Origin of the sequence: Massilia horti, from assembly GCF_004614195.1 — a bacterium.
Lineage (GTDB): Bacteria > Pseudomonadota > Gammaproteobacteria > Burkholderiales > Burkholderiaceae_D > Telluria > Telluria horti.
This window is the reverse complement of the sequence record NZ_SPUM01000083.1, coordinates 23,430-49,822: the sequence shown is the minus strand read 5'-3', so window position 1 is coordinate 49,822 and position 26,393 is coordinate 23,430. Positions and strand designations below refer to the sequence as shown.

Annotated in this window: 26 protein-coding genes and 1 tRNA gene; 20 read left to right on the top strand and 7 right to left on the bottom strand. The window is 63.0% G+C overall.

Annotated features, from left to right (window positions below; translation table 11 throughout):
- The 3 genes from E4O92_RS12960 to E4O92_RS12950 all read right to left on the bottom strand — a co-directional run.
- A partial coding sequence (locus E4O92_RS12960; protein ID WP_135190194.1) for a DUF3106 domain-containing protein occupies window positions 1-658 on the bottom strand: 658 nt, incomplete at its 3' end.
- A gap of 2 nt (window positions 659-660) precedes the next feature.
- A complete protein-coding gene (locus tag E4O92_RS12955) occupies window positions 661-1,086 on the bottom strand; it encodes a DUF3619 family protein (protein WP_135190193.1) in 426 nt (141 codons plus the stop codon).
- A complete protein-coding gene (locus tag E4O92_RS12950; RefSeq protein ID WP_135190192.1) occupies window positions 1,083-1,652 on the bottom strand; it encodes an RNA polymerase sigma factor in 570 nt (189 codons plus the stop codon). The genes E4O92_RS12955 and E4O92_RS12950 overlap by 4 nt, the downstream gene beginning before the upstream one ends.
- Window positions 1,653-2,152: 500 nt before the next feature.
- Between E4O92_RS12950 and E4O92_RS12945 the strand changes: the two genes are divergently transcribed.
- The 6 genes from E4O92_RS12945 to E4O92_RS12920 all read left to right on the top strand — a co-directional run bounded on the left by E4O92_RS12945 (window position 2,153) and on the right by E4O92_RS12920 (window position 9,013).
- Complete coding sequence (locus tag E4O92_RS12945) at window positions 2,153-3,880, top strand: acetolactate synthase 3 catalytic subunit (protein WP_135190191.1); 1,728 nt, start codon at window positions 2,153-2,155, stop codon at window positions 3,878-3,880.
- Window positions 3,881-4,372, top strand: coding sequence for an acetolactate synthase small subunit (gene ilvN, locus E4O92_RS12940; protein ID WP_135190190.1), 492 nt, complete (start codon window positions 3,881-3,883; stop codon window positions 4,370-4,372).
- Between the two features lie 86 nt (window positions 4,373-4,458).
- Entirely contained in the window at window positions 4,459-5,475 is a 1,017-nt protein-coding gene (gene ilvC / locus E4O92_RS12935; protein WP_135190189.1) for a ketol-acid reductoisomerase, read from the top strand.
- A gap of 235 nt (window positions 5,476-5,710) precedes the next feature.
- Window positions 5,711-6,472, top strand: a complete 762-nt coding sequence (locus E4O92_RS12930) for an SIMPL domain-containing protein (RefSeq protein WP_135190188.1) — start codon at window positions 5,711-5,713, stop codon at window positions 6,470-6,472.
- An 85-nt stretch (window positions 6,473-6,557) separates the two neighbouring features.
- Entirely contained in the window at window positions 6,558-7,406 is an 849-nt protein-coding gene (pssA, locus tag E4O92_RS12925; RefSeq protein WP_135190187.1) for a CDP-diacylglycerol--serine O-phosphatidyltransferase, read from the top strand.
- A gap of 62 nt (window positions 7,407-7,468) precedes the next feature.
- Window positions 7,469-9,013 carry a 2-isopropylmalate synthase gene (locus tag E4O92_RS12920; protein WP_135190186.1) on the top strand — a complete coding sequence of 515 codons (1,545 nt, stop codon included), beginning with the start codon at window positions 7,469-7,471 and terminating at the stop codon, window positions 9,011-9,013.
- A gap of 134 nt (window positions 9,014-9,147) precedes the next feature.
- Here E4O92_RS12920 and E4O92_RS12915 read toward each other — a convergent pair whose 3' ends face one another.
- Complete coding sequence (locus E4O92_RS12915; protein WP_135190185.1) at window positions 9,148-9,648, bottom strand: hypothetical protein; 501 nt, start codon at window positions 9,646-9,648, stop codon at window positions 9,148-9,150.
- A gap of 174 nt (window positions 9,649-9,822) precedes the next feature.
- On the opposite strand from E4O92_RS12915, the gene rpsO reads away from it, so the two are divergent.
- Window positions 9,823-10,092 (top strand): 30S ribosomal protein S15, encoded by a 270-nt coding sequence (gene rpsO / locus E4O92_RS12910; RefSeq protein WP_135190184.1) that lies wholly within the window; start codon window positions 9,823-9,825, stop codon window positions 10,090-10,092.
- Between the two features lie 202 nt (window positions 10,093-10,294).
- Complete coding sequence (pnp, locus tag E4O92_RS12905; protein WP_135190183.1) at window positions 10,295-12,424, top strand: polyribonucleotide nucleotidyltransferase; 2,130 nt, start codon at window positions 10,295-10,297, stop codon at window positions 12,422-12,424.
- Between the two features lie 254 nt (window positions 12,425-12,678).
- Here the strand turns inward: pnp and E4O92_RS12900 are convergent, their stop codons facing one another.
- Together E4O92_RS12900 and E4O92_RS12895 are read right to left on the bottom strand one after the other, a co-directional pair.
- On the bottom strand, window positions 12,679-14,088 hold the full coding sequence (locus E4O92_RS12900) for a M16 family metallopeptidase (protein WP_135190182.1): 1,410 nt from the start codon (window positions 14,086-14,088) through the stop codon (window positions 12,679-12,681).
- An 11-nt stretch (window positions 14,089-14,099) separates the two neighbouring features.
- Window positions 14,100-15,485, bottom strand: coding sequence for a M16 family metallopeptidase (locus E4O92_RS12895; RefSeq protein WP_135190181.1), 1,386 nt, complete (start codon window positions 15,483-15,485; stop codon window positions 14,100-14,102).
- 306 nt (window positions 15,486-15,791) lie between these two features.
- On the opposite strand from E4O92_RS12895, the gene E4O92_RS12890 reads away from it, so the two are divergent.
- Window positions 15,792-16,559, top strand: coding sequence for a GIN domain-containing protein (locus tag E4O92_RS12890; protein WP_135190180.1), 768 nt, complete (start codon window positions 15,792-15,794; stop codon window positions 16,557-16,559).
- Between the two features lie 79 nt (window positions 16,560-16,638).
- Complete coding sequence (locus tag E4O92_RS12885; RefSeq protein WP_370660007.1) at window positions 16,639-17,238, top strand: tetratricopeptide repeat protein; 600 nt, start codon at window positions 16,639-16,641, stop codon at window positions 17,236-17,238.
- Between the two features lie 161 nt (window positions 17,239-17,399).
- Here E4O92_RS12885 and E4O92_RS12880 read toward each other — a convergent pair whose 3' ends face one another.
- Window positions 17,400-18,659, bottom strand: coding sequence for an SGNH/GDSL hydrolase family protein (locus E4O92_RS12880; RefSeq protein WP_135190178.1), 1,260 nt, complete (start codon window positions 18,657-18,659; stop codon window positions 17,400-17,402).
- Between the two features lie 301 nt (window positions 18,660-18,960).
- Between E4O92_RS12880 and E4O92_RS12875 the strand changes: the two genes are divergently transcribed.
- The 10 genes from E4O92_RS12875 (at window position 18,961) to nuoF (ending at window position 26,371) form a co-directional block, all read left to right on the top strand.
- Complete coding sequence (locus tag E4O92_RS12875; RefSeq protein WP_135190177.1) at window positions 18,961-19,941, top strand: NAD(P)H-quinone oxidoreductase; 981 nt, start codon at window positions 18,961-18,963, stop codon at window positions 19,939-19,941.
- Window positions 19,942-20,164: 223 nt separating this feature from the next.
- The gene (gene tpiA / locus E4O92_RS12870) at window positions 20,165-20,911 is read left to right on the top strand and encodes a triose-phosphate isomerase (protein ID WP_135190176.1); all 747 of its coding nucleotides are present in this window, start codon (window positions 20,165-20,167) and stop codon (window positions 20,909-20,911) included.
- Between the two features lie 40 nt (window positions 20,912-20,951).
- Window positions 20,952-21,383 (top strand): preprotein translocase subunit SecG, encoded by a 432-nt coding sequence (secG, locus tag E4O92_RS12865; protein WP_135190175.1) that lies wholly within the window; start codon window positions 20,952-20,954, stop codon window positions 21,381-21,383.
- Between the two features lie 235 nt (window positions 21,384-21,618).
- A tRNA-Leu gene (locus tag E4O92_RS12860) sits at window positions 21,619-21,703 on the top strand.
- A 173-nt stretch (window positions 21,704-21,876) separates the two neighbouring features.
- Complete coding sequence (locus E4O92_RS12855) at window positions 21,877-22,236, top strand: NADH-quinone oxidoreductase subunit A (RefSeq protein ID WP_135190174.1); 360 nt, start codon at window positions 21,877-21,879, stop codon at window positions 22,234-22,236.
- 3 nt (window positions 22,237-22,239) lie between these two features.
- Window positions 22,240-22,716, top strand: a complete 477-nt coding sequence (locus E4O92_RS12850) for a NuoB/complex I 20 kDa subunit family protein (RefSeq protein ID WP_135190173.1) — start codon at window positions 22,240-22,242, stop codon at window positions 22,714-22,716.
- 18 nt (window positions 22,717-22,734) lie between these two features.
- A complete protein-coding gene (locus E4O92_RS12845; protein WP_135190172.1) occupies window positions 22,735-23,328 on the top strand; it encodes an NADH-quinone oxidoreductase subunit C in 594 nt (197 codons plus the stop codon).
- Entirely contained in the window at window positions 23,328-24,581 is a 1,254-nt protein-coding gene (locus tag E4O92_RS12840) for an NADH-quinone oxidoreductase subunit D (protein WP_135190171.1), read from the top strand. The genes E4O92_RS12845 and E4O92_RS12840 overlap by 1 nt, the downstream gene beginning before the upstream one ends.
- Window positions 24,582-24,602: 21 nt before the next feature.
- Window positions 24,603-25,079 carry an NADH-quinone oxidoreductase subunit NuoE gene (gene nuoE / locus E4O92_RS12835; protein ID WP_135190170.1) on the top strand — a complete coding sequence of 159 codons (477 nt, stop codon included), beginning with the start codon at window positions 24,603-24,605 and terminating at the stop codon, window positions 25,077-25,079.
- Window positions 25,076-26,371, top strand: a complete 1,296-nt coding sequence (gene nuoF, locus E4O92_RS12830) for an NADH-quinone oxidoreductase subunit NuoF (RefSeq protein ID WP_135190169.1) — start codon at window positions 25,076-25,078, stop codon at window positions 26,369-26,371. Before nuoE ends, nuoF begins: the two co-directional genes overlap by 4 nt.
- Window positions 26,372-26,393: the final 22 nt, after the last annotated feature.

Sequence of the window (26,393 nt, the reverse complement as noted above, 5' to 3'; positions counted from 1 at the left end):
CCGCCGGGGCGGGAACGCACGGCGGCGTCGCCGACAGGGCGTTCTTGGTGGTGCCGGCAGGGCAGGCCGCTACAACGGCTCCGGTCGAAGGGCCACGCTTGGCCGCTGCGGCCCGGTTCGGCGGCGTCGCGCCGCCGCGCTTGCGTTCTGTTGCCTGTTCTGCCAGCTTCTTCTTCTCGTCTTCCGGAAGTTGCAGATAGCTTTCCCAGGTCTCCGCCTTCTTGCCGGGCGGGATCTTCTTGGCCTGGTTGTAGTTCTGGCGCGCCATCTCGCGCTGGGCGGGCGTGAGCTTGACCCATTCGCGCATGCGGTCATGCACGCGCTGCTGTTCTTGCGGCTTCATCGATTCGAACCGGCTGGCGATCTCGAGCCATTTGCGCTTTTGCACCGGCCCCATTTGATCCCACTCGTTTTCCAGCGGCGCCAACGCAGCCTGCTGCTTGGCCGACAGTTCGCGCCACAAGGGCTTGGCTGGCGCCTTGGGCGGCGTTTTGATGGCCGGGTGCTGGGTCTGTGGGTGCGACGCGGCAGGCGCGGCCGCAGGGGCAGCCGGGGCAGCCGGGGCGGAAGTGTTTTGCTGGGCGAGCGCCCATGCGCCGGCGAGCGCGAGCGTGGCGACGCCGGCGAGTGCTGCGATGCGAGACCTGAAACCCGTCATCCTTACTGGGTCCGCTGTTGTTGCTGTTGCGACTGCGGCTTGGACTGCGACGCCAGGTAGGCGTTAAAGCCGTGATCGAGGTAGGCGGTCAGCGGCAGTTCGTCGGACAGCACGGCCGCGTCCAGTTCAGCCAGTTCCGCAATGCGTTGCTGCTGTTCGTATTGGTAAATGCCGGCCAGGCCCACAACCATTGCCAGCAGCGGCACCGCCACGCCCAGGCGCATCAGGCCGGCCGGCGAAAGGATTGCGGAAAAGTCGAACAGCGGGCGATGTTTCTGCTTGCGTACCGGGGCATCGGCCTTTTTGCGGGACAGGGCGAGGGCGCGCGCGGCAGCCAGCCGGTCCGTGGTCGAGGCCGGCAAGTTGTCCAGATTGTCGTTCAAGGCATGGCGCACCTTGTACGCCAGGTTGATGTCGTCCGTATTCATAATTTGATTCCCTTGGCCTTGAGGGCTTCGGCTAAGGTATGCGTCGCGCGAGAGCAATGCGTCTTTACGCTGCCCTCGGAGCACCCCATCGCTTCGGCCGTTTCGGCCACATCCATGTCCTGCCAGTAACGCATGAGGAACGCTTCCCGTTGACGTGCCGGGAGTTTTTGAATCTCCGCTTCGATCAACTTCAAGGTTTCGGCCCGCTCGGCCTGGTCCGCGCTGGACTCGGCGGCCGCACTGCCTTCTTCTGCCTCAAAAGATGCAAGTATATCAAAATCCTCATCGTCCCCTTCGCGCCGACCCAGGCCCGAAAAGAGGCTGACCCAGGTATTGCGGACCTTTTCACGCCTAAAATAGTCGAGGATGGTGTTTTGCAAAATGCGCTGAAACAGCATTGGCAATTCTGCCACCGGCTTGTCGCCATATTTTTCGGCAAGCTTGATCATCGCGTCCTGGACGATGTCCAGCGCCGCTTCGTCCTTGCGCACCGCATACACGGCCTGCTTGAACGCGCGCCGTTCGACATTCGCGAGGAAGTCGTTGAGTTCTTTATCTGTGGCCATGCGATGAAAGGTCTTGCCACGGATTATTTTGAATGTGGCATTTGGGAAAACTCACGAATGCTAACAAAAAACACGACAGACTGCACCGTAATTACACTTTCGAAAACGGCAATGACTTGTCCCGCTCGGCGCCGTGATTAATTTTTGTTTTGTCTTGACCAAAATTGTGCAACGCGGTATGGTACACGACGCTTTGCATCCCCAAAGCTCCATGGTCAAGTCGGTCACGGCACACAAAGCCGCCTCCGGCATGACGCGCTTTCATTTGTAGGCAGTTTGCTCCGACCCGCGCCACAAGCGCGAGAGGTCCGCATTGACGCCACAGAAACTCACGCTGAACGAGTTGCGACCAGCGCCGGTTCGTAAGGTATCTACGGGTGCCTGAAAGATCGACGTGACCGCAGAAAGAAGGGAAGCCTGGGGGTACTGTTGCGCCACGCGGCCTTCGTTAGGAACGAGCATCCGATCAATCTCCCTCTCGGGTTTTGAAAGGAATGAAAATGAGTAACGAAGCAGCCGTTCCCATCACGGGCGCGGAGATCGTGGTCCGTTGTCTCGCGGAAGAGGGCGTCAAGCACGTCTTCGGCTATCCGGGCGGCGCGGTCCTCTACATCTACGACGCCATCTTCAAGCAGGACAAATTCCAGCACATCCTCGTGCGTCACGAGCAGGCCGCGGTCCACGCCGCCGATGCCTATTCGCGCAGCTCCAACCAGGTTGGCGTCGCCCTGGTGACCTCCGGTCCGGGCGTGACCAATGCCGTCACCGGCCTGTCGACCGCCTACATGGACTCGGTGCCGATGGTCGTGATCTCCGGCCAGGTGCCCAGCCACGCGATCGGCCAGGACGCGTTCCAGGAATGCGATACGGTCGGCATCACGCGTCCGGTGGTCAAGCACAACTTCCTGGTCAAGGATGTGAAAGAGCTCGCGTCGACAATGAAGAAGGCTTTCTTCATCGCGCGCACCGGCCGTCCCGGCCCGGTGCTGGTCGACATCCCCAAAGACATCAGCATGCAGAAATGCATGTACGAGTACCCGCGCGAAATCGAGATGCGCTCGTACCGCCCGGTCGACAAGGGCCATGCGGGCCAGATCCGCAAGGCGGTGCAGTTGCTGCTGCAGGCCGAGCGCCCGATGATCTACACCGGCGGTGGCGTGATCCTCGCGAATGCCGCGCCGGAACTGAACCGGCTGGTCGAGAAGCTCGGCTTCCCGGTCACCAACACGCTGATGGGCCTGGGCGGATCGCGCGCCACCAGCGACAAGTTCGTCGGCATGCCGGGCATGCACGGCACCTACGAAGCGAACATGGCGATGCAGCACTGCGACGTCCTGATCGCCATCGGCGCCCGCTTCGACGACCGCGTGATCGGCAACCCGAAACACTTCGCGTCCACCCCGCGCAAGATCATCCACGTCGACATCGACCCGTCGTCGATTTCGAAGCGGGTCAAGGTCGACATCCCGATCGTGGGCAACGTCAAGGATGTGCTGACTGAATTCCTGGCCCAGCTCGACGCCGCCGACGCCCGTCCGAACACCGCTGCGCTGCCGGCGTGGTGGAAGCAGATCAATGAATGGCGCGCCCGCGAATGCCTGCGTTACTCGCCCTCCAGTGAAGTCATCAAGCCGCAGGCGGTGATCGAAGAACTGTGGAAGGTGACCAAGGGCGATGCCTTCGTCACCTCCGACGTGGGCCAGCACCAGATGTGGGCCGCGCAGTACTACCCGTTCGACAAGCCGCGCCGCTGGATCAATTCCGGTGGCCTGGGCACGATGGGTGTCGGCCTGCCGTACGCCATGGGCGTGCAGATGGCCAATCCGGGTGCGACGGTCGCCTGCGTCACCGGCGAAGGCTCGATCCAGATGAACATCCAGGAACTCGCCACCTGCAAGCAATACCACCTGACGCCGAAGATCATCCTGCTCAACAACCGTTTCCTGGGCATGGTGCGCCAGTGGCAGGAGCTCGACTACGGCTCGCGCTATTCCGAGTCGTACATGGACTCGCTGCCGGACTTCGAAAAGCTGGCTGAAGCCTACGGCCACGTCGGCATGCGCATCGACAAGCCGGGCGACATCGAAGGCGCGCTGCGCGATGCGTTTGCGATGAAGGACCGGCTGGTGTTCATGAACTTTATCACCGACCGCGGCGAGAACGTCTGGCCGATGGTCAAGGCCGGCAAGGGCCTGTCGGAAATGCTGCTCGGCTCGGAGGACCTGTAAATGCGACATATCATTTCTGTCCTTCTTGAGAACGAAGCGGGCGCGCTGTCGCGTGTGGTTGGCCTGTTCTCCGCGCGCGGCTACAACATCGAAACCCTGACCGTGGCGCCGACCGAGGATGCGACCCTGTCGCGTATGACGATCGTGACCTCCGGCTCGGACGACATCATCGAGCAGATCACCAAGCACCTGAACCGCCTGATCGAGGTGGTCAAGGTGGTCGACCTGACCGAAGGCGCGCACATCGAACGCGAGCTCATGCTCATCAAGGTGCGCGCGGTCGGCAAGGAACGCGAAGAGATGAAACGCACCGCCGACATCTTCCGCGGCCGCGTCATCGACGTGACGGAGAAGACCTACACGATCGAACTGACCGGCAACCGCAGCAAGCTCGACGCCTTCATCGACGCGATCGACCGTACGTCCATTCTGGAAACTGTGCGTACGGGCGGCTCGGGCATCGGCCGCGGCGAACGCATCCTTAAAGTTTAGGTGGGCAGCTTGTTCGTCGGGCAATTAGCCCGACTCACCCCACGCATCTCATCAACTGGTAACTACAAAAAGATACAGGATTAAAAATGAAAGTTTTCTACGACAAAGACTGCGACCTCTCCCTCATCAAAGGCAAGAATGTCGCCATCATCGGCTACGGCTCGCAGGGCCACGCGCACGCCCAGAACCTGTCGGAATCCGGCGTGAACGTGACCGTCGGCCTGCGCCGCGGCGGCGCCTCGTGGCAGAAGGTCGAAAAGGCGGGCCTGAAGGTCGCCGAAGTGAACGAAGCGGTCAAGAACGCCGACGTGGTCATGATCCTGCTGCCGGACGAGAACATCGCCCAGGTCTACAAGGAAAACGTCGAGCCGAACATCAAGCAGGGCGCGGTACTGGCATTCGCCCACGGCTTTAACGTGCACTACGGCCAGGTTGTGCCGCGTGGCGATCTGGACGTGATCATGATCGCGCCCAAGGCCCCGGGCCACACCGTGCGCAACACCTACACCCAGGGTGGCGGCGTGCCGCACCTGGTCGCCGTGTACCAGGACAAGTCGGGCCACGCACGTGACATCGCCCTGTCGTACGCGATGGCCAACGGCGGCGGCAAGGCCGGCATCATCGAAACCAACTTCCGCGAAGAGACCGAGACCGACCTGTTCGGCGAGCAAGCCGTGCTGTGCGGCGGCACCGTCGAGCTGATCAAGGCCGGCTTCGAGACCCTGGTGGAAGCCGGCTACGCGCCGGAGATGGCTTACTTCGAGTGCCTGCACGAACTGAAGCTGATCGTCGACCTGATCTACGAAGGCGGCATCGCCAACATGAACTACTCGATCTCGAACAATGCGGAATACGGCGAATACGTCACCGGCCCGCGCGTCGTGACCGAAGACACCAAGAACGCGATGCGCCAGTGCCTGAAGGATATCCAGACCGGTGAATACGCCAAGAGCTTCATCCTCGAGAACAAGGCCGGCGCACCGACCCTGATCTCGCGCCGCCGCCTGACGGCCGAGCACCAGATCGAGGAAGTGGGCGCCAAGCTGCGCGCGATGATGCCGTGGATCGCCAAGAACAAGCTGGTGGATCAGTCGAAGAACTAACCGACATCACGTCGTTCCCGCGCAGGCGGGAACCCATGCTGAGCGTCATTTTACGCTGCCTATGGGTTCCCGCCTGCGCGGGAACGACGAGCAAAGTCATCGTTTTTAATGGGGGGAGAGGGGCCGTCCAAGATGTTGTTTTGAAACTTTCCATTACAGGAATGGGATGGAGATTGAAAAAACAGTATCGTTCCTTCTGTCGCGGCCCCTGCCGCATATAACCTCGGAGAAAATGATGTCGCGTATGAAAATGTTCCTGCTGGCCGGTCTGATCCTTGGCTGTGCCGCCGCGCAGGCGCAAACCGGGCCTGCGGCCGCCACCAGCGGCACAATGGTAATCGTACCCGCGCATGGCGAGGTCAAACATCCCAATGACCAGGCCGTCCTTGTTCTGTCAGTCGAAGAGTTCGACAAGGACAAGACCGCCGCCGCCGCCCGCGTGAACCAGAAGATGAAGCAGGGCGTCGAAATCGTCCGGCGTGAAGATCCACAGGCCGACCTCAAGACGCAGGGCTATTTCACGATGCCCGTGTACCCCGAGAATCCGCCGCAGCCGCTGACCCAGCCGGGCGCCAAGCGCCTGCCGATCGGCTGGCGTGTCGGCCAGTATCTCGAAGTAAAGACAACCAACCTGAACAATCTGCCCAGGACTGCCGCCGCGGCGCAGAAGCTGCTGCAGATTAACAGCCTGGAATTCGGCCTGAGCCCCGAACTGGCCCGGCGCCTGGACGACCAGCGCATCGCCGCCACCTACCGCAACCTGAACGAGCGCATCGCGTCGATCGCCAACGCCATGGGGCGCAAGGTGACGGATGCGGTGATCGATACCGTCGATTTCGAGGCCAGCGGCCGTTACATGGCGGAGGCCGCCGCGGCGCCGATGCAGATGCGGGCGCAGTTCGGCAAACGCGGCATGGACGAGGTTCCCGAGCCCAGCTTCGAGCCCGGCGAAACGACCTTGCAGATGAATGTCGTGGGAAAGGTAAGGTTCAAGTAACAGTATCCATTCGCTAACATGTTCGTATGACCACTATAATGGGTGGTTGTCGCATGCGCGCGATTCCTACTTGATACTGAATTTTATGGCAACCTTTCCACGACGCAGAAAATCCAGTGCCGCTCCCCGCCAGAGCCGGATAAGCCATTTCGGCCGCAAGGCCGAGGGCAAGCCGCGGCGCGGCATCTACCTGTTGCCGAACGCTTTCACCACCGCCGCCCTGTTCGGAGGCTTCTACGCCATTGTGATGGCGATGAACCAGCGCTTCGAGGACGCCTGCTGGGCTGTCTTCGTGGCCATGGTACTGGACGCGCTGGACGGCCGCATCGCGCGCCTGACCAACACCCAGTCCGAGTTCGGCGCCCAGTACGACAGCCTGTCCGACATGGTCTCGTTCGGCGCGGCGCCGGCCCTGGTCATCTACGAATATGCGCTGCGCGGCTTGGGCAAGCTGGGATGGATTGCGGCATTCGTCTACTGCGCCGGCGCGGCGCTGCGCCTGGCGCGCTTTAACACCAACATCGAAGTGGTGGACAAGCGCTACTTCCAGGGCTTGCCCAGCCCGGCCGCCGCGGCCCTGGTGGTGGGCTTCATCCTGATGATGACCGACCCCGACATCAACGTCAGCCCGCGCCAGGTCGACTGGCTGTCGTGGGTCATCGCGCTGTTCGCCGGCCTGACGATGGTGACCAACGTGCCGTTCTACAGTTTCAAGGACGTGAACTTCCGTAAATCGGTGCCGTTCATCGTGGTATTCCTGATCGCCCTCGGCTTTGCGCTGCTGGCGATCAAACCGGCCATCGTACTGTGGCCGCTGTTTGTGTTGTACGGTTTGTCCGGTTATGCGGTACTGTTCTGGCGTCTTTCGAAAGGCAAGCCGGTCAGCATCATCCAGACTGGCGACGAACCGGTGGATAGCAGCGAGCGACGCTAGCCGGTCCACACGGGTCTGGCGGCGCGTGCTCGCGCATTGATACTTAGCTTATTGGAGCCGTCATGCCTGACCCGAACCGCCTCATCATTTTTGACACCACCCTGCGCGACGGCGAGCAATCGCCCGGCGCGTCGATGACCAAGGACGAAAAGGTCCGCATCGCACGCCAGCTGGAACGCCTGCGGGTCGACGTCATCGAAGCGGGCTTCGCGGCCGCCTCGCCTGGCGACTTCGAAGCGATCCGCGCCATCGCTGCCGCCGTGCGCGAATCGACCATCTGCTCGCTCTCGCGCGCCAACGACCGCGACATCGCCCGGGCCGCCGAGGCTTTGCAGCCGGCTGCACGAAAGCGCATCCACACCTTCATCGCGACCTCGCCACTGCACATGCAGATGAAGCTGCGCATGGAGCCGGAGCAGGTGCTGGAGCAGGCCAAGCTGGCGATCCGCTACGCCCGTAACCACACCGACGACATCGAGTTCTCGCCCGAAGACGGCAGCCGCTCGGAAGAGGACTTCCTGTGCCGCGTGCTGGAAACGGTGATCGCCGAGGGCGCCACCACCATCAACTTCCCCGACACGGTCGGCTACGCGGTGCCGGAAGAATTCGGCATGCGCATCCGCCGCCTGCGCGAGCGTGTGCCCAATTCGGACAAGGCCGTCTGGTCGGTACACTGCCACAACGACCTGGGCCTGGCCGTGGCCAACTCGCTGGCCGGCGTGGCGATCGGCGGCGCGCGCCAGATCGAATGCACGATCAACGGCCTGGGCGAGCGGGCCGGTAACACCGCGCTCGAAGAAGTGGTCATGGCGCTCAGGACGCGCGCCGACTACTACAAGCTCGCCGTCGGCATCGACACCACCCAGATCGTGCCGGCCTCGAAGATGGTCTCGCAGATCACCGGCTTCGCCGTGCAGCCGAATAAGGCGGTGGTGGGCGCCAACGCGTTCGCGCACGCATCCGGCATCCACCAGGACGGCATTCTCAAGGCGCGCGAAACCTACGAGATCATGCGCGCCGAAGACGTGGGCTGGACCGCCAACAAGATCGTGCTCGGCAAACTCTCCGGCCGCAACGCATTCAAGACGCGGCTGCAGGAACTGGGCATCGAGCTCGAATCCGAGCTTGAGGTGAACGCCGCGTTTGCGCGCTTCAAGGAGCTGGCCGACCGCAAGGCCGAGATCTTCGACGAGGACATCATGGCGCTGGTCTCGTCCGAGGAGCAGGACCACGAAAGCGAGCACTATCGCTTCGTGTCGCTGGCGCAGCGCTCCGAAACCGGCGAGATGCCGCATGCGCGCGTGGTGTTCTGCATCGAGGGCAAGGAGTTCGTCTGCGAAGGCACCGGCGACGGCCCGGTTGATGCCGTGGTCAACGCGATCGAATCGCAGGTGAGCAGCGGCGCCGAGCTGCTGCTGTTCTCGATTAACGCGATCAGCGGCGGCGCCCAGTCGCAGGGCGAGGTGACGGTGCGCTTGTCGCGTTCGGGGCGGATCGTCAACGGGGTCGGTGCTGATCCTGACATCATCGTGGCCTCGGCCAAGGCCTACATTTCGGGACTGAACAAGCTGTACTCGAAAGTCGAGCGGGTCAATCCGCAGTTGTGATCATTCGTAGGGGGCGCGGGGCCGCCGAGGACCCGTGCGCACGCGGTACGTGCGCATACAAGCGCCAACGATATGCAAACGTACCGCGTGCGCACAGGCCCCTACGATTTGTCCGAGCGCGCGGCCTGCTCGGTCTACCTCCGCCGGCCGCCGTCGTTGTTGTACCTCGGATCCGGCTGATTGAGCATCTGCTGCACGATTCCATTCTGGTCGAATTCCACGTTCATCACCGAATACCACACTCCGCTTTCCCGATAGTGGTATGACCACACCTCGTAATCGTGCTGCATGACACGCGTGATTTCGCCCGGATGCCCGATCGTGCGCAGCACGTCGGCCTTGGTCGCCTGGCCGATCTTGATGGTGGCAAACTTTTCTCCCGTCAGCACCTGCTCGTATTTGGTCAGCCTGCCGTCCGGCCCGATGGTGGCCATGAAGGCGTATTCGCCCATCGGCTGTTGCGTGTACTCCAGCTTGCGCCCGCCGTCCGGTTCCGGGTAGATGGCGTTTGGCTGTCCCATCTTCTCGATCACCTGCGCCTGCGTGTCGCCGATGTCGGGCGGTGTGCGGAACAGGGCACAGCCGGCGATCGCCATGGCCAGACCCATCCCGGCCACCGTTGTAATTTTGCTCATCATCTCACTCCAAAAGCGGCGGATTCCCCTTAATCTGGTGCGCCGCACACCAAATTGTGGTTTTGCGACCGGTTTTCGCATATACTGGCGGGTCTGGTCGGTAAGGCCAGGTTTATCAATGTAATCACGGTGCGCTGGGTTCCGACTCTTGCACCGCATGTGAAAGGTAACATCATGACCGTAGAAAACATCAACAAAGCCGCGATCATTGCGGACAACGCACGTGGCCAGAACGATACCGGCTCGCCCGAAGTCCAGGTCGCACTGTTGACCGCCCGCATCAACGAGCTGAACGGCCACTTCAAGGCCCACCAAAAGGATCACCACTCCCGTCGTGGCCTGATCGCCATGGTCAACCGTCGCAAGAGCCTGCTCTCCTACCTGAAGGGCAAGGATCTGAACCGCTACCGTGACCTGATCGCCAAACTCGGCCTGCGCAAGTAATCGTTGCGCCAGACGGTTTAGTCAGGAAATGCCTGCGTCAGCTAAGACTGTCGCGGGCATTTTTTGTTTTGGCAGTTTTGTAGCAGTTTTGTAGTTGCTGTAGATATGGCGGGGGTTTTGAACCCGCGCCCGTTTAACGTAGCCCGTGGTGAGGTGAACGACAGCCCCTGAAAATCTGTCGGCAAATAGAAAGGGATTACCCATGTTTAACAAAGTTACGAAAACCTTCCAGTATGGCCAGCACACGGTCACCCTGGAGACTGGCGAAATCGCCCGTCAGGCAAGCGGCGCCGTGATGGTGTCGGTGGAAGACACGGTGGTGCTCGCCACCGTCGTTGCCAAGAAGGATGCCAAACCCGGCCAGGACTTCTTCCCCCTGACCGTGGATTACATCGAGAAAAGTTACGCTGCCGGTAAAATCCCGGGCGGCTTCTTCAAGCGCGAAGGCCGTCCCTCCGAAAAAGAAACCCTGACTTCGCGCCTGATCGACCGCCCGATCCGCCCGCTGTTCCCGGAAGGCTACCTGAACGAAGTGCAGGTGATCATCCACGTGCTGTCGGTCAATCCTGAGATCGACCCGGACATCCCGGCGATGATCGGCGCCTCGGCCGCCCTGTGCGTGGCCGGCATCCCGTTCAACGGCCCGATCGGCGCCGCACGCGTCGGCTACGCCAACGGCCAGTACATCCTGAACCCGACCACCAGCCAGATGAAGACCAGCCTGATGGACCTGGTGGTGGCCGGTACCGAACACGCCGTGCTGATGGTTGAATCGGAAGCGCAGCAGCTGTCCGAAGAAGTCATGCTGGGCGCCGTGGTCTACGGCCACGAGCAGATGAAGGCCGTGATCGACGCGATCCACGCGCTGGTGGAAGAGGGCGGCAAGCCGGAAGTCGAATGGGCACCGGCACCGAAGAACGAAGCGCTGATCGCGCGCGTGGCGCAGCTGGCCGAAGCCAATATCCGCGACGCCTACCAGACCCGCGACAAGCAAGCACGTACCAACAAGCTGAAGGACGTCAGCGCCAAACTGCTGGCTGACCTGGCTGCGGAAGCTGCCGCCAACGGCACCGACGCACCGGACGCCGTCGAAGTGGGCAACATCCTGTTCGACATGGAAGCCAAGGTCGTGCGCTCGCAGATCCTGGAAGGCGAGCCGCGCATCGACGGCCGCGACACCCGCACCGTGCGCCCGATCTCGATCCGCACCAGCGTGCTGCCGCGCACCCACGGCTCGGCACTGTTCACCCGTGGCGAAACCCAGGCACTGGTGATCGCCACCCTGGGCACCGGCCGCGACAGCCAGAAGATCGACGCGCTGATGGGCGAGTACACCGACGAATTCATGATGCACTACAACATGCCGCCGTTCGCCACTGGCGAAACCGGCCGTGTTGGCACGCCCAAGCGCCGCGAAATCGGCCACGGCCGCCTGGCCAAGCGCGCGCTGATCGCTGCGCTGCCGTCGCCGGAAGAATTCAGCTACTCGATCCGCCTCGTGTCCGAGATCACCGAATCGAACGGTTCGTCGTCGATGGCATCGGTGTGCGGCGGCTGCCTGGCACTGATGGACGCCGGTGTGCCGATGAAGGCGCACGTGGCCGGCATCGCGATGGGCCTGATCAAGGAAGGCGGCAAGTTCGCCGTGCTGACCGACATCCTGGGTGACGAAGACCACCTGGGCGACATGGACTTCAAGGTGGCCGGCACTGCCAACGGCATCACCGCCCTGCAGATGGACATCAAGATCCAGGGCATCACCAAGGAGATCATGCAGGTCGCGCTGGCGCAGGCCAAGGAAGGCCGCCAGCACATCCTGGGCGAAATGCAGAAGGCCATGCCGCACGTGAAGACCGAGCTGTCGGACTTCGCACCACGCCTGATCACCATCCGCATCAACCCTGAGAAGATCCGCGACGTGATCGGCAAGGGCGGCGCCGTGATCCGCGCGCTGACCGAGGAAACCGGCACCCAGATCGACATCACCGACGAAGGCATCGTGACCATCGCATCGGTCGACGCCGCTGCCGGCCAGGAAGCCAAGCGCCGCATCGAAGAGCTGACCGCGACGGTCGAAGTGGGCAAGACCTACGACGGCACCGTGCTCAAGCTGCTGGACTTCGGCGCGATCGTGCAGGTCATGCCGGGCAAGGACGGCCTGCTGCACATCAGCCAGATCGCCAACGAGCGCGTCAATGCTGTCGCCGACTACCTGAAGGAAGGCCAGCAAGTGCGTGTGAAGGTGATCGAGGCCGACGAGCGCGGCCGCCTGAAGCTGTCGATGAAGCAGGCTGCTGCGGAAGGCGCGGCTGAGACTGCGACGGCGCAGTAATCGCCAAGCGGCTTTAAGCCAAACAAAAACCGCCAGTGCGAGAGCCTGGCGGTTTTTTATTGCTCATATGAAGGCCACTAAGCCGGGCACAAGCCGTGCTATATGCCGGAGGCGTAGGGTGGGCACCCGTGCCCACGCGGTCCGGCTCACGCACGGCCCTCGGCTTCGGATGCGCACGTAACCGCGTGCGCACAGGTGCGCACCCTACGCCCAGGGTTTAGGCCGTAGGATGGGCACATGCGCCATTGGCACGCTTATTTGTCGCGCGCCACAAACTCCCCGAACGCCTTCAACTGCTCGCCCACCGAGGCCTTGTCGCCCACGACCACGATCGACTGCTTCTCCGGTGCGAAGTACTTCTTCGATACCTCGCGCACCTGCTCCGGCGTCACCTTTTGGATCAGCGGCACGAACTGGCCGAGGAACTCGGGCGGCAGCCCGACCAGCCAGTTCGAGGCGAGGGTGGAGGCAACCGAGCGCTGCATCTGGTTGCTGATCAGGTAGCCCCCAGCCACGTAGCGCTTGTTCATCTCCATCTCGTCCTTCGGTACCAGTTCGGTGCCGATCCGCTTGTACTCGTTGAAGTACTCGGTCAGTGCCGCGCCGGTGACCTGGTTGCGCACGTCGGCCCCGCCGATGATGGAGCCGCCTTCGCGCGCCATCCTCGCCCCGGCGGAAGCGCCGTAGGTATAGCCCTTTTCCTCGCGCAGGTTGATGTTCACCCGGCTCGAAAAGCCTCCGCCGAGGATGGTGCTGGCCAGGCGCAGCGGCACCTGGTCGGCGGCGGTGGCGGCGATTCCCGGGGAGCCCAGGCGCACGGTCGACTGCACGCTGCCGTTACGCTCGATGAGCAAGCGCACCGGCTTGGCCGAGCGCGGCGCCGGTGGCGTAGCCGCCGCTGCCGGTCCCTGCGCCTTCCAGTCGCCGAACGCCTGCTGCGCCAGTTTGAGCGCGTCGGCTTCCTTGATGCGGCCGGTGATCACGAGCAGGCTGTGCTCGGGGCGGAAGCGCTTGGCGTGCTCGTCGCGCAGCAGGTCCTCGGTGACGGACTGGATCGCCTGCTCGGTCGGTTCGGTATGGCCGTACGGATGTTCGCCGTAGATCGCCTGGCTGATCGCACGGTCGGCCTTGAAGCGCGGCGTGGTCTCGGAGACGCGCAGCGACTGCAGCGCGTTGGCCTTGGCCAGTTGCACCTCCTTGGCCGGGAACGACGGGGTGCGCACCACTTCGGCCAGCAGGTCGAGCATGTCGCCGGCGTACGAGGCGAGGGCGTTGGCCGAGACCATGATCCCGTCCGGCGCCGGAGAGGCGCCGACCGAGCCGCCCATGCCCTGCGCCGCTTCGGCGATGGCGCGCGAGTCGCGCCTTGCGGTGCCTTCGTTCAGGAGCCCGGCCAGCAGGCTGGCAAAGCCCGGGTGGTTCTTGTCGTCGGCTGCGTAGCCGGCGCCGCGCACAGCCAGCACGAAGTCAACCCGCGGCAGCCCCTGGCGCGGCACCACCCACACGGTGAACCCGTTGGCCAGGGTCTTCTTGACGATGTGCGGCGCCGGGATGGTCTTGTCCTTGCCGTACGCCGGCATCGGCAGCGACTGGGCCGGTTGGTCGGCGAATGCGGCGGGCGCAAACAGCAGGGAAATCGTCAGTGTCAGCAGCAGCTTTTTCATCGATGCGCTCCTCATTTCTTGTCGCCGGCTGGCGGGTTGGCGGGGGCCGCCTTGGCAGCCGGCTTGCGGTCGATAACGGTGCGGTTGGACGGGATCAGGTAGGTCGCCGCGGCGCGCTTGATGTCGTTCGACGTTACCGCTTCGATCCATTCCGGGATCTTGTTGACCACGCCTGCGTCGCCCCACATGGTCTGCAGCTTGGCCATCGTGTCGGCGCGGTTCATGAAGTTTTCCAGCTTGTTGTACCAGTCGGCCAGCATGCGAGTCTTCACGCGCTTCAAGGTGGCGGCGTCCACGCCGTCCCTGGCCACCTTGCCGATTTCCTGGTCCATCGCCGCCAGCACGGCGTCGGCGCTGCTGTCGGGTTTGTACAGCGCGAACACGGTGAGCAGGGTGGGGCCGTCGTATTCCCACGGACCGGTCAGGCCGAACAGCGAATCGACGTTAAGCGCGATCTCGCGGCCCTTGACTAGTCCCTGGTAGAACAGCGAGGCGTCGCTGCCGGCCAGCAGTTCGCCCAGCACCGCGACCGCGGCCTGGTCCTGGCTAGCACGCGGCGGTATCTTCCACGCCGCCGCGATGCCCGGCACCTGGGCCAGCGCGTCGCTTTGTTCGATGCGCTTTTCCTGGGTGTTCAGCGGCTCGCTGAAATCACCGGCTTTCGGCGTCGGGCGGCTGGCGATACCGCCGAAGTATTTCTGGGCGAGTGCGAAGCCTTGCGCCGGCGTGATGTCGCCCGCAATGGCCAGCACCGCGTTGTTGGGGCCGTAGAAGTCGCTGTGGAACTTGCGTACGTCGTCCAGGCTGGCTCCTTCCAGGTCCTCGAAGCTGCCGTAGCCGTCGTGGTTGTTCTCCCACTTCTGGAATGCCTGCTGGCTGATGTCGATCCAGTAGAAGGCGCCGTAGGGCTGGTTCTTGACGTTGACCCGGATCTCTTCCTTCACCACGTCCTGCTGGTTCTTCAGCGTCTTTTCGTTGAAGTCGAGCGTCTTCATGCGGTCCGCTTCGAGCCACAGGATCGGCTCCAGGCTCGAGGCCGGCGCGGTTTCGATGTAGTTGGTGAAGTCGGGCCGGGTCGAGCCGTTGTTGCGGCCGCCGCCGCCGGTAATCGTCTTGTCAAACACGCCCTTGGGCGCATTCGGCGTGCCCTGGAACATCAGGTGCTCGAACAGGTGGGCGAAGCCGGTGCGGTTGCGCGGCTCGAGCCGCATGCCGACGTGGTACACGACCGAGACGCCGACCGTGGGCGAGCTATGGTCTTCGGAAATAACGACGGTCAGTCCGTTGTCGAGCTTTTTGACTTGGACCGGCAGGTGCCACTGGTCAGCGGCCGCGGCGAAGGCGGACGTCGACAGGGCGAACCCGGCCAGCAGGACAGGCAGTTGGCGCAAGCGCATTGGTCACCTCTACAGGTTGCAGTAATCGATAAGTGTTGCGTGGAAACGGCTCGATCGCCGTTGCGACTGGCATCTTAACTGAACGGCATGTTAAAAAGTAAGTTTTCGTAAAGGCGTTTGGTTACCGCGCAACCCCGTGATCCTGTCGACTGGGTAGTCAAAATTGCAGTTCGTCGCAATTTGATGAGGTGGCGCCCGGCGCGCCGATATAGTTGAGACTAGGAGAGGATGCCTACAGAAAATGCAAATAGAATATCTTTCTGGAACCCATGCCTCGTCAAAAAGCATTGCAATTCGGAGAAGCAGATGAACATCTTTTATAAGCTCGGCCTGGGATCGGCAGCCTTGTGCAGCGTGGTCGGGATCGCTGTCGCGGCGCCCGACGTGTCCACCGAATCGCGTCCGATCGACGCCCGCGTGGTACGCGTCAAGCTGGATGGTGTGGTGAATTTGAAGATCCGGCAGGGCAATAACCCGGTCCTCGTGCTCACGGGGGATCCGCGCTGGATCCAGATGACCACCACGCAGCAAAGTGGTGACACGCTCAACATTGGCACCGAAGGGAGCCGCAGGAAGTGGGACAGTCACTCGGGCCTGAAGGTGGAGCTGACCTTGCCCCGGCTGCGCGAGGTGACATCCGAAAGCCTGGGGTCGACCGAAATCACCGGCTTTTCCGGCGACGAGCTCGACCTGAACCTGGATGGTGCAGGTTCGATGAAGGTCGCCTGCAACTACAAGATCACGACCGCCAGCCTGGGCGGCGTCGGCAGCATGAACATCGGCGGCGTGAACGGCGAGGGCCTCGACCTGCGGCTGCGCGGGGCCGGCCATGTGACGTTGAACGGGCGCAGCAAATGGCTCAAGGCTGACCTGGGCGGGTTGGGCGGGCTCGACGCGCAGCAGCTAGCGGTCGAAACCGTGAACCTCGACCTGTCCGGGCTGGGCAATGCCACCGTGACGGCGCTGCAGAACGCCAGCGTCAACCTGTCGGGCATGGGCTCGGTGACGGTGTACGGCAAGCCGCTCAACCGCAAGGTCAGCGTCGACGGTCTTGGCAAGGTCAGTTGGAAGTAAAAAATACACAGGGAGCCCTCCAACGGCACGGAGGGTAGGACGAAGTCCCAGGTTCCAGTCACGAGACATGAAAAGAATAATGATTGCCATCGTCGCCGTCTTCGGCCTGCATGTCAGCGCACATGCAGGCTTTGCCGAAGGCGCGACCGCCTACAACGCGCGGAACTATCCGCTGGCGCTGAAGGAAATTACCCCGCTTGCCAAGGCCGGAAACGCGGAAGCCCAGCATTTGCTGGGCCTGATGTACTACATGGGCCGTGGCGTGGTGCGCGACTACAAGCAGGCCTTCATGTGGCACCACAAGGCCGCGCAGCAGGGCAAGGCGGACGCACAGTACGTGGTGGGCGCGATGTACTACACCGGCAACGCGGTGCTGCAGGACCAGAAGCAGGCGGTGACGTGGTTCCGCAAGGCGGCCGAGCAGGGCCATGCGGAGGCGCAGCATGCGCTCGGGCTGATGTACCGCTATCACGTCGCGGGCATGCCGCAGGACGTGGTGATCGCGTACATGCTGTGGAATCTGGCGGCGGCCAACGGCAATGCCAATGCAACCGAACAGCGTGCCGCGGTGTCGCGCCAGATGACGAATGAACAGATCGAGGAGGCGCAGGCCTTGTCGCGCAACTGGAAGCCGGGAATGCCCTTGCCGACGGCCTCGCGCACCGGCGGCAATTCCTGATCCACGAATGGCCGCCGGCGACTGGTGCGCACGCGGCCGCGAGTGGCACAGCCGATTCCTCTTGCCCATCAAGATCGGCTGGCCAGCTTTCGACCACGTACGCACCAGTACGCACTTGCGACTGCCGCCGGTTGGCCGGCGGTCTTCCTTTTTCCCCTCCCTTATCTCTTGCCTCCCGCTGGCTGCGAGCGGAACAGCTCCAGCGGCACCGCCTTGCCCATCGCCTGGTGGCCCAGGTCGTTCGGATGCAGGTGGTCGCCGCTGTCGTATGCCGGCAGCAGCCGCGTCGGGCGTGCCGGGTCGCGCGTGACGGCGTCGAAATCGAGCACCCCGTCGAATTCTTCATGCGTGCGTATCCAGTCGTTGACGGTTTGGCGCACCTGTTCCTTCGCTGCGGAGTAAAAGGGCGCACCTTCGAACGGCGTGAGCGTCGCGCCGTAGACCGCGATTCCCTGTTGGTGCGCACGTGCGACCAGCTGGCGGTAGCCGGCGATCAGGTCCTGCGCGCCGACCGGGTTGTCGTTCGGGCTGGCGCCGATGTCGTTGATCCCGATGAGCACTATCATGTAGCGCACGCCGGCGGTGGCCAGGACCTCGCGGTCGAAGCGTTCGAGCGCGCTGGGCTCGTCAGGCGCCGGCCTGGAAAGCAGCCGGGCACCAATGATGCCGCGCTCGACCATGCCCAGCCGGCCGGTCATGTCGAAATTGGAGTCGCGCGCGCTTTGCAGGCGCTTCGCCAGCCAGCTCGGCCAGCGGCCGTCTGCATCCGCTGTGTTGCGGGTGCTCCCGGTGATCGCGTCGCCAAACGTGACAATGGCCGCGGTGGCGTCGCGGTCGACGTCGACCTGGGTCAGGAACGGCAGCGTCAGAATCGTGCGCTCGGTTGGCAGGGCGGACGAGCCGGTGAAGTTGCCCGGGAGCGACACGTAGTTCGGCTGGCTGGCCGTGCCGTGGATTGAAGTCACCGTGTCCGGCAGGTAGATGCTGACCGCCAGCTCCGACAGCGGAGCCACGTTCAGCTCGACCGGATCGGACAGCACCGGCGCGCCGGGCGGGATCGTGATCGCGGCCTGGCCGGAAAAGGTCAGCGGGCGGTCGGTGCCGGGGGCGATCTCGGCGCCGCTGGCGCGCACCGCGATATGCGCTTCGCCGACATGCAGCGGCGTCGTGCCCATCTCGTTGGACAAGCGAATGCGCACGCGATTGCCGCCGATGCTGGTGCGCACGATCAAGCGCAGTGTCTGGTCGCTGAAGGCCCGCGCATTGGCGGGTACTGTGCCAGGGCTCGCACCCCAGGTGGCGACCCAGTGTCCCGAAGGCCAGCCCTGCGATGCGGACGCTGGAACGGCCATTGCGGCGGCGAGCGCGGCGCCAGCCAGCAGCCGGCTGGCCGTACTGAACAGGGCAGGCAGGGACAACATGATGGCAGCTCCTCGCTATCGTGCTTCTTGAATGAGTCGCCGGGTGCCGGCCGGGGAACCGGCGTTACCTGATGAGCTCGTGTGAGCCAATCTACCTGCCGTACATATCGCGGACAAGGAGGCTGCGGCGGTGTTCGTTGACCTATCTCGACTGTCCCGCAGAATTGTCATTCTCTGGAGAATTCGCTTGCACAAGGGCACGCGCCTCGCAGACTTTTTCTCTTCACGGCAACAAACGCTTGGCGCCGGCTCGGCGTCGGCCGCTGACGTACAATCACGGTTCTTGAATAAAGGACCAGCCATGCGCGCCATCGAAATCACCCAGCCCGGCAAGCCGGACGTCCTGCAAGCGTGTGAACGTCCGCTGCCTGACACGAAGCCAGGCGAAGTCCTGATCAAGGTGCACGCTGCCGGCGTCAACCGTCCCGACGTGCTGCAGCGCATGGGCAAGTACCCGGTGCCGCCCGGTGCATCCAGCCTGCCGGGGCTGGAAGTGGCGGGCGAGATCGTCGATGGCGACCTGGACGGCAGCGGCTTTCGCAAGGGCGATATGGTGTGCGCGCTGGTGCAGGGCGGCGGCTATGCCGAGTACTGCGCGGCGCCCGTGCAGCAGTGCCTGCCGATCCCAGCCGGCTTGAGCGCGGTGGAGGCAGCGTCGCTGCCGGAGACCTTCTTTACAGTGTGGACCAACGTGTTCGATCGCGCGCACCTCTCCGGCGCGGAAACGCTGCTGGTGCAGGGCGGCAGCTCGGGCATCGGCGTGACCGCGATCCAGCTTGCCAGCGCGCTCGGGCACCGTGTGTTCGCCACAGCCGGCAGCGATGAAAAATGCCGCGCCTGTGAAGCGCTGGGGGCCGAGCGCGGCATTAACTACCGTACGGAAGATTTCGTCGCGGTGGTCAAGGAGCTGACAGCAGGCAAGGGCGTGGATGTGGTGCTGGACATGGTCGGTGGCGACTACGTGCCGCGCGAGATCGAGTGCCTGGCGGATGACGGGCGCATTGCGCTGATTGCGCTGCTGGGTGGCGCCAAAGCCACGGTCGACCTTGGCCAGGTGTTGCGTCGGCGCTTGACGATCAGCGGTTCCACCTTGCGCCCGCGTCCGGTCGAATTCAAGGCGGCGATCGCGCGGCAGTTGCGGGAACGCGTGTGGCCGCTGTTCGCCGAGGGCAAGATCAAGCCCGTGATTTACAAGACCTTTCCTCTGGCCGAAGCAGCCGAGGCGCACGCGCTGATGGAATCCAGCACGCATGTGGGCAAGATTGTGCTGCAGGTGTTGTAGCCGCGTCGCGTCGCGGAGGGCGTAGGGTGCGCACCAGTGCGCACGCGGTACCGTCGCGCAGAGTTTGCGTCTGCGATTGCCGATCCCGCGACGCCACGTTCGCGAACCGCGTGCGCACAGGTGCGCACCCTACGCAGTGCTCGGAACAACGCCGCTCAGCCATTGTTTGACCGTCCATCTGGCGACCGCTAGAATAGCGGGTTATTTGACCATGGGGTTCCGAATGCGTCCCAAACTCGTCGTAGGTAACTGGAAAATGAACGGCAGCCGCGCGGGTAACGCAACGCTGGTCGCTGGCCTGCTGGCCGGCCTGGATGGCGCAAATGCCTCTTGCGCGGTCTGCGTTCCGGCTCCATATCTGCCGCAGTGCGAACAGCTCCTGGCCGGCACGCCGGTCGCTTGGGGTGCACAAGATGTCTCGCAGCACGCCAGCGGCGCCTACACCGGTGAAGTTTCGGCCGCGATGCTGGCTGATTTTTCCTGCCGTTATGTCATCGTCGGCCATTCCGAGCGCCGCGCATATCACGGCGAGAGCAGCGAGCTGGTCGCGCACAAGGCCAAGGCCGCGCTGGAAGCGGGGCTGACTCCGATCGTGTGCGTCGGCGAAACGCTGGACCAGCGCGAAGCGGGGCAGACCGCCAGCGTGGTTGGCAGCCAGTTGGCCGCGGTGCTCGAACTGCTTGACGATGCGCAGGTCGAAAAAATCGTGGTCGCTTATGAGCCGGTCTGGGCAATTGGCACCGGCAGGAATGCGACGCCGGAAATGGCGCAGGAAGTGCACGCGCAGCTGCGCATGCAGTTGAAGGAGCGCAGCGTACAGGCGGGCGCTTCGGTGGCGATCTTGTACGGCGGCAGCATGAAGCCCGACAACGCCAAGGAGCTGATGGCGCAGCCGGACATCGACGGCGGCCTGGTTGGCGGCGCAGCGCTGAAGGCCGCGGATTTCCTGGCCATCTTGCACGCCGCCTGAAAAGAATTTGAAACGTAGTTAAAATAGGAATGGAATCTAAATGAGCGCCTTGTTCAATCTGATTGTAGTCGTACAGGTCTTGTCGGCCCTGGCCATCATCGGCCTGGTGCTGCTGCAGCATGGTAAGGGTGCCGACATGGGCGCCGCGTTTGGTTCCGGTGCGTCCGGCAGCCTGTTCGGCGCCAGCGGGTCGTCGAACTTCCTGTCGAAGTCGACTGCCGTCGCTGCCGCGATCTTCTTCGCGTCGACGCTGGCACTGGCATACAGCGCCACCAACCGTCCGCACAGCACTAGTGGCGGCGTGATGGAACGTGCCGCGGTACCGGCAGGTCAGGCTCCGGCTACGAATGCGCCGGCGAATAATGCCGGCAATGCAGTTCCGGCAACCGCGAACCCGGCTCCGGCGGCTCCGGTCAATGACGTGCCTGTCGCACCGGGTGCGCCGGCCCCGGCTAACCAGGTTCCGAAATAATCGGTCTTTTGATCGATACCGGCGTGGCCGCCCCTGGTGGCGCCGCGCCAGCCGACTGCTAAGCGTGATCGTTTTCGCAGGTGGCAACAAGGCGTCGCAGGGCGCCAGCAGTACAAATCGGTGTGGCCCGAATGGGTTACATCAAAAAGAGATGACTTTTTATGTATTTTCCTTGTTTCAACGCAATTTGTGCATTGAAAAAAGGTGCTAAGGCAGGGTAAAATACTGGTCTCCAGCCGACGTGGTGAAATTGGTAGACACGCTATCTTGAGGGGGTAGTGGCGAAAGCTGTGCGAGTTCGAGTCTCGCCGTCGGCACCAAAGATACAGAAGCCAGCTAGGGCGCACGAGCACTCAGCTCTCCTGCCTCAGCTGGCTTTTTTACGAGGATCAGTCGTACGATCCTGGTTAGCAGGCAATAAGCCAGGTTCGCGCGATACGGTACTGCTCCACCGCAGTGTTTTATCAACCGATCGTTCAACAAAGGCTTCATTGTGAACCTCGAGAATTACTTCCCCGTCCTGCTGTTCATCCTCGTCGGTATCGGCGTGGGTGTCGCCCCCCAGGTGCTTGGCCGCCTGATTGGTCCGCATCGTCCGGATCCGCAAAAACTCTCCCCGTATGAATGCGGCTTCGAAGCGTTCGAAGACGCGCGCATGAAGTTCGACGTCAGGTACTACCTGATCGCGATCCTATTTATTTTGTTTGATCTGGAAACGGCATTCTTCTTCCCCTGGGGCGTCTCCATGCGCGAACTGGGCTGGCCCGCATTCGTGACGATGATGGTTTTCATCGCTGAATTCGTCGTCGGTTTCTGGTACATCTGGAAGAAAGGTGCCCTTGATTGGGAATGAGCCATGGCAATTGAAGGCGTATTAAACGAAGGTTTTGTCACCACCACCGCTGACAAGCTGATCAACTGGGCCCGCACCGGATCGATGTGGCCCATGACTTTCGGTCTGGCCTGCTGCGCCGTCGAGATGATGCATGCCGGCGCCGCCCGCTACGACCTGGACCGTTTCGGTGTCGTGTTCCGTCCATCCCCGCGCCAGTCCGACGTGATGATCGTCGCCGGCACGCTGTGCAACAAGATGGCGCCGGCGCTGCGCAAGGTCTACGACCAGATGGCCGAGCCGCGCTGGGTCATTTCGATGGGTTCCTGCGCCAACGGCGGCGGCTACTATCACTACTCGTACTCGGTGGTGCGCGGTTGTGACCGTATCGTGCCGGTCGATGTCTACGTCCCGGGTTGCCCGCCGACTGCCGAGGCCCTGCTGTACGGCATCATCCAGCTGCAGAACAAGATCAAGCGCACCAACACCATCGCGCGCTAACACCAGCAGATTTTCACCATGACGACAAAACTTGAAGCTCTCGAGCTCGCCCTGAAGAATGCGCTGGGCGAGCGCGCTACCATTTCGGTGGCGCTGGGCGAAGTAACGGTGGTAGTCAAAGCCGCCGATTACCTGGCTGCGATGCAGACCCTGCGCGACGACCCGAGCCTGCGTTTCGAAGAACTGATCGACCTGTGCGGCGTCGACTACCTGCAATACGGCGACGGCACCTGGGATGGCCTGCGCTTCGCCGCGGTATCGCACCTGCTGTCGATCGAGCACAACTGGCGTGTGCGCGTGCGCGTGTTCGCGCCCGACGACGAAATGCCGGTGGTCCCGACCGTGACCGGCATCTGGCGCGCCGCCAACTGGTACGAGCGCGAGGCGTTCGACCTGTATGGCATCCTGTTCGAGGGCCACGGCGACCTGCGCCGCATCCTGACCGACTACGGCTTCATCGGCCACCCGTTCCGCAAGGACTTCCCGATTTCGGGCTATGTCGAGATGCGCTACGACCCCGAGCAGAAGCGCGTGATCTATCAACCCGTGACGATCGAACCGCGCGAAAACACTCCGCGCGTGATCCGCGAAGAAAACTACGGGATCAAATAATGGCTGAGCTTAAGAATTACACCCTGAACTTTGGTCCGCAGCACCCGGCAGCGCACGGCGTGCTGCGCCTGGTGCTGGAACTGGACGGCGAGGTGATCCAGCGCGCCGACCCGCACATCGGCCTGCTGCACCGCGGTACCGAGAAGCTGGCGGAAACCCGCACCTACCTGCAGTCCGTGCCGTACATGGACCGTCTCGACTACGTGTCGATGATGTCCAACGAGCACGGCTACGTGCTGGCGATCGAAAAGCTGCTGGGCCTGGAAGTGCCGGTGCGCGCGCAGTACATCCGCGTGATGTTCGACGAGATCACCCGCATCCTGAACCACCTGATGTGGCTGGGCGCGCACGCGCTGGACATCGGCGCGATGGGTCCGTTCCTGTATGCGTTCCGCGACCGCGAAGACCTGTTCGACGTCTACGAGGCGGTGTCGGGCGCGCGCATGCACGCGGCCTACTACCGTCCGGGCGGCGTGTACCGCGACCTGCCGGACGCAATGCCCAAGCACAAGCCGTCGCTGCTGCGCAGCCAGCGCGCCATCGACGAGCTCAACGAAACCCGCCAGGGCTCGGTGCTCGACTTCATCGAGTCGTTCACCAAGCGCTTCGACGGCTATGTCGACGAATACGAAACCCTGCTGACCGACAACCGCATCTGGAAGCAGCGCACGGTCGGCATCGGCGTGGTCTCGCCGGAAGACGCCAAGGCGATGGGCTTTACCGGCGCCATGCTGCGCGGCTCGGGCGTCGAGTGGGACCTGCGCAAGAAGCAGCCGTACGCGGTGTACGACAAGCTGGACTTCGACATTCCGGTCGGCACCAACGGCGACTCGTACGACCGCTACCTGGTCCGTATCGAAGAACTGCGCCAGAGTAACCGCATCGTCAAGCAGTGCATCACCTGGCTGCGCGCCAACCCGGGTCCGGTCATCACGAACAACCACAAGGTCGCTCCGCCGCATCGCGTGGACATGAAGACCAACATGGAATCGCTGATCCACCACTTCAAGCTGTTCTCGGAAGGCTTCCACGTGCCGGAAGGCGAGGCGTATGCCGCGGTCGAGCACCCGAAGGGCGAATTCGGCATCTACATTGTCTCGGACGGCGCCAACAAGCCGTACCGCCTGAAGATCCGCACGCCGGACTATGCGCACCTGCAAAGCCTGGACGAGATGGCGCGCGGCCACATGATCGCCGACGCCGTCACCATCATCGGTACCCAAGACATTGTTTTCGGCAGTATTGACCGATAAGTCCGAAAGGCAGAAAAGATTATGTTATCTGAGCAGTGCTACAAAAAAATTGACCGCGAGCTGGCCAAATATCCGGCCGACCAGCGTCAGTCCGCCGTGATGGCCGCGCTGGCGCACGCCCAGGTTGAACTGGGCTGGGTTTCGCCCGAGACCATGCAGGAACTGGCCGACTACATCGGCATGCCTGCCGTGGCCGTGCAGGAGGTGGCGACCTTCTACAACATGTACAACCTCAAGCCGGTCGGCAAGCACAAGATCACCGTGTGCACCAACCTGCCGTGCGCCCTGTCGGGTGGCGAGCGCGCCGCCCAGCACCTGAAAGACAAGCTCGGCGTCGACTTCCGCGGCACCACCGCCGACGGCCAGTTCACGCTGATGGAAGGCGAATGCATGGGCGCGTGCGGCGACGCGCCGGTGATGTTGGTGAACAACCACCGGATGTGCTCGTTCATGAGCGACGCCAAGATCGACGCCCTGGTAGAGGAACTGAAGAAATGACCAGCCTGCACGACCGTCACATCAATCCGCTGATCCTGAAAGACCTGGACGGCAAGAACTGGCACCTGGCCGACTACGTCAAGCGTGGCGGCTACTCGGCGCTGCGCCGCATCCTGGAGGAAAAGATTCCCCCGGAGCAGATCATTGCCGACCTCAAGGCCTCCGGCCTGCGCGGCCGCGGCGGCGCGGGTTTCCCGACCGGCCTGAAGTGGAGCTTCATGCCGCGCCAGTTCCCGGGCCAGAAATACCTCGTCTGCAACACCGACGAAGGCGAGCCGGGCACGTTCAAGGACCGCGACATCATCCGCTACAACCCGCACGCGCTGATCGAAGGCATGGCCATCGGCGCCTACGCGATGGGCATCACCGTGGGCTACAACTACATCCACGGCGAGATCTTCCAGGAATACCTGCTGTTCGAAGAAGCGCTGGAAGAGGCGCGCGCGGCAGGCTTCCTGGGCGATAACATCATGGGCAGCAACTTCAGCTTCCAGCTGCACGCGCACCATGGCTATGGCGCCTACATCTGCGGCGAAGAAACCGCTCTGCTAGAATCGCTGGAAGGCAAGAAGGGCCAGCCGCGCTTCAAGCCGCCGTTCCCGGCCTCGTTCGGCCTGTACGGCAAGCCGACCACGATCAACAACACCGAGACCTTCGCGGCCGTGCCGTTCATCCTGAACATCGGCGCCGAGAACTACATGGCGCTGGGCAAGCCGAACAACGGCGGCACCAAGATCTTCTCGATCTCGGGCGACGTCGAGCGTCCGGGCAACTACGAAGTCCCGCTGGGCACCCCGTTCGCCAAGCTGATGGAGCTGGCCGGCGGCATGCGTGGCGGCAAGAAGATCAAGGCCGTGATTCCAGGCGGTTCGTCGGCACCGGTGGTGCGCGGCGACGTCATGATGAACACCGACCTGGACTACGACTCGATCGCCAAGGCCGGCTCGATGCTGGGCTCGGGCGCGGTGATCGTGATGGACGAGACGCGCTGCATGGTCAAGTCGCTGCTGCGCCTGTCGTACTTCTACTACGAAGAGTCCTGCGGCCAGTGCACGCCGTGCCGTGAAGGCACCGGCTGGATGTACCGCGTGGTGCATCGCATCGAGCACGGCCAGGGCCGCCCGGAAGACATGGATCTGCTCAATTCGGTCGCCGACAACATCCAGGGCCGCACCATCTGCGCGCTGGGCGATGCTGCCGCGATGCCGGTTCGCGCGATGATCAAGAACTTCCGCGACGAATTTGAATACCACATCGAGCACAAGCACTGCTTGGTGCCCGCATACATCTAAAAACCAGGTCAGGTAACGATCA

Bases quoted from the DNA above. Each gene is read 5' to 3' on its own strand.
- E4O92_RS12955 (WP_135190193.1), bottom strand. From the start codon at position 1,086: ATGAATACGGACGACATCAACCTGGCGTACAAGGTGCGCCATGCCTTG.
- E4O92_RS12950 (WP_135190192.1), bottom strand. From the start codon at position 1,652: ATGGCCACAGATAAAGAACTCAACGACTTCCTCGCGAATGTCGAACGG.
- E4O92_RS12945 (WP_135190191.1), top strand. From the start codon at position 2,153: ATGAGTAACGAAGCAGCCGTTCCCATCACGGGCGCGGAGATCGTGGTC.
- ilvN (WP_135190190.1), top strand. From the start codon at position 3,881: ATGCGACATATCATTTCTGTCCTTCTTGAGAACGAAGCGGGCGCGCTG.
- ilvC (WP_135190189.1), top strand. From the start codon at position 4,459: ATGAAAGTTTTCTACGACAAAGACTGCGACCTCTCCCTCATCAAAGGC.
- E4O92_RS12930 (WP_135190188.1), top strand. From the start codon at position 5,711: ATGTCGCGTATGAAAATGTTCCTGCTGGCCGGTCTGATCCTTGGCTGT.
- pssA (WP_135190187.1), top strand. From the start codon at position 6,558: ATGGCAACCTTTCCACGACGCAGAAAATCCAGTGCCGCTCCCCGCCAG.
- E4O92_RS12920 (WP_135190186.1), top strand. From the start codon at position 7,469: ATGCCTGACCCGAACCGCCTCATCATTTTTGACACCACCCTGCGCGAC.
- E4O92_RS12915 (WP_135190185.1), bottom strand. From the start codon at position 9,648: ATGAGCAAAATTACAACGGTGGCCGGGATGGGTCTGGCCATGGCGATC.
- rpsO (WP_135190184.1), top strand. From the start codon at position 9,823: ATGACCGTAGAAAACATCAACAAAGCCGCGATCATTGCGGACAACGCA.
- pnp (WP_135190183.1), top strand. From the start codon at position 10,295: ATGTTTAACAAAGTTACGAAAACCTTCCAGTATGGCCAGCACACGGTC.
- E4O92_RS12900 (WP_135190182.1), bottom strand. From the start codon at position 14,088: ATGAAAAAGCTGCTGCTGACACTGACGATTTCCCTGCTGTTTGCGCCC.
- E4O92_RS12895 (WP_135190181.1), bottom strand. From the start codon at position 15,485: ATGCGCTTGCGCCAACTGCCTGTCCTGCTGGCCGGGTTCGCCCTGTCG.
- E4O92_RS12890 (WP_135190180.1), top strand. From the start codon at position 15,792: ATGAACATCTTTTATAAGCTCGGCCTGGGATCGGCAGCCTTGTGCAGC.
- E4O92_RS12885 (WP_370660007.1), top strand. From the start codon at position 16,639: ATGATTGCCATCGTCGCCGTCTTCGGCCTGCATGTCAGCGCACATGCA.
- E4O92_RS12880 (WP_135190178.1), bottom strand. From the start codon at position 18,659: ATGTTGTCCCTGCCTGCCCTGTTCAGTACGGCCAGCCGGCTGCTGGCT.
- E4O92_RS12875 (WP_135190177.1), top strand. From the start codon at position 18,961: ATGCGCGCCATCGAAATCACCCAGCCCGGCAAGCCGGACGTCCTGCAA.
- tpiA (WP_135190176.1), top strand. From the start codon at position 20,165: ATGCGTCCCAAACTCGTCGTAGGTAACTGGAAAATGAACGGCAGCCGC.
- secG (WP_135190175.1), top strand. From the start codon at position 20,952: ATGAGCGCCTTGTTCAATCTGATTGTAGTCGTACAGGTCTTGTCGGCC.
- E4O92_RS12850 (WP_135190173.1), top strand. From the start codon at position 22,240: ATGGCAATTGAAGGCGTATTAAACGAAGGTTTTGTCACCACCACCGCT.
- E4O92_RS12845 (WP_135190172.1), top strand. From the start codon at position 22,735: ATGACGACAAAACTTGAAGCTCTCGAGCTCGCCCTGAAGAATGCGCTG.
- E4O92_RS12840 (WP_135190171.1), top strand. From the start codon at position 23,328: ATGGCTGAGCTTAAGAATTACACCCTGAACTTTGGTCCGCAGCACCCG.
- nuoE (WP_135190170.1), top strand. From the start codon at position 24,603: ATGTTATCTGAGCAGTGCTACAAAAAAATTGACCGCGAGCTGGCCAAA.
- nuoF (WP_135190169.1), top strand. From the start codon at position 25,076: ATGACCAGCCTGCACGACCGTCACATCAATCCGCTGATCCTGAAAGAC.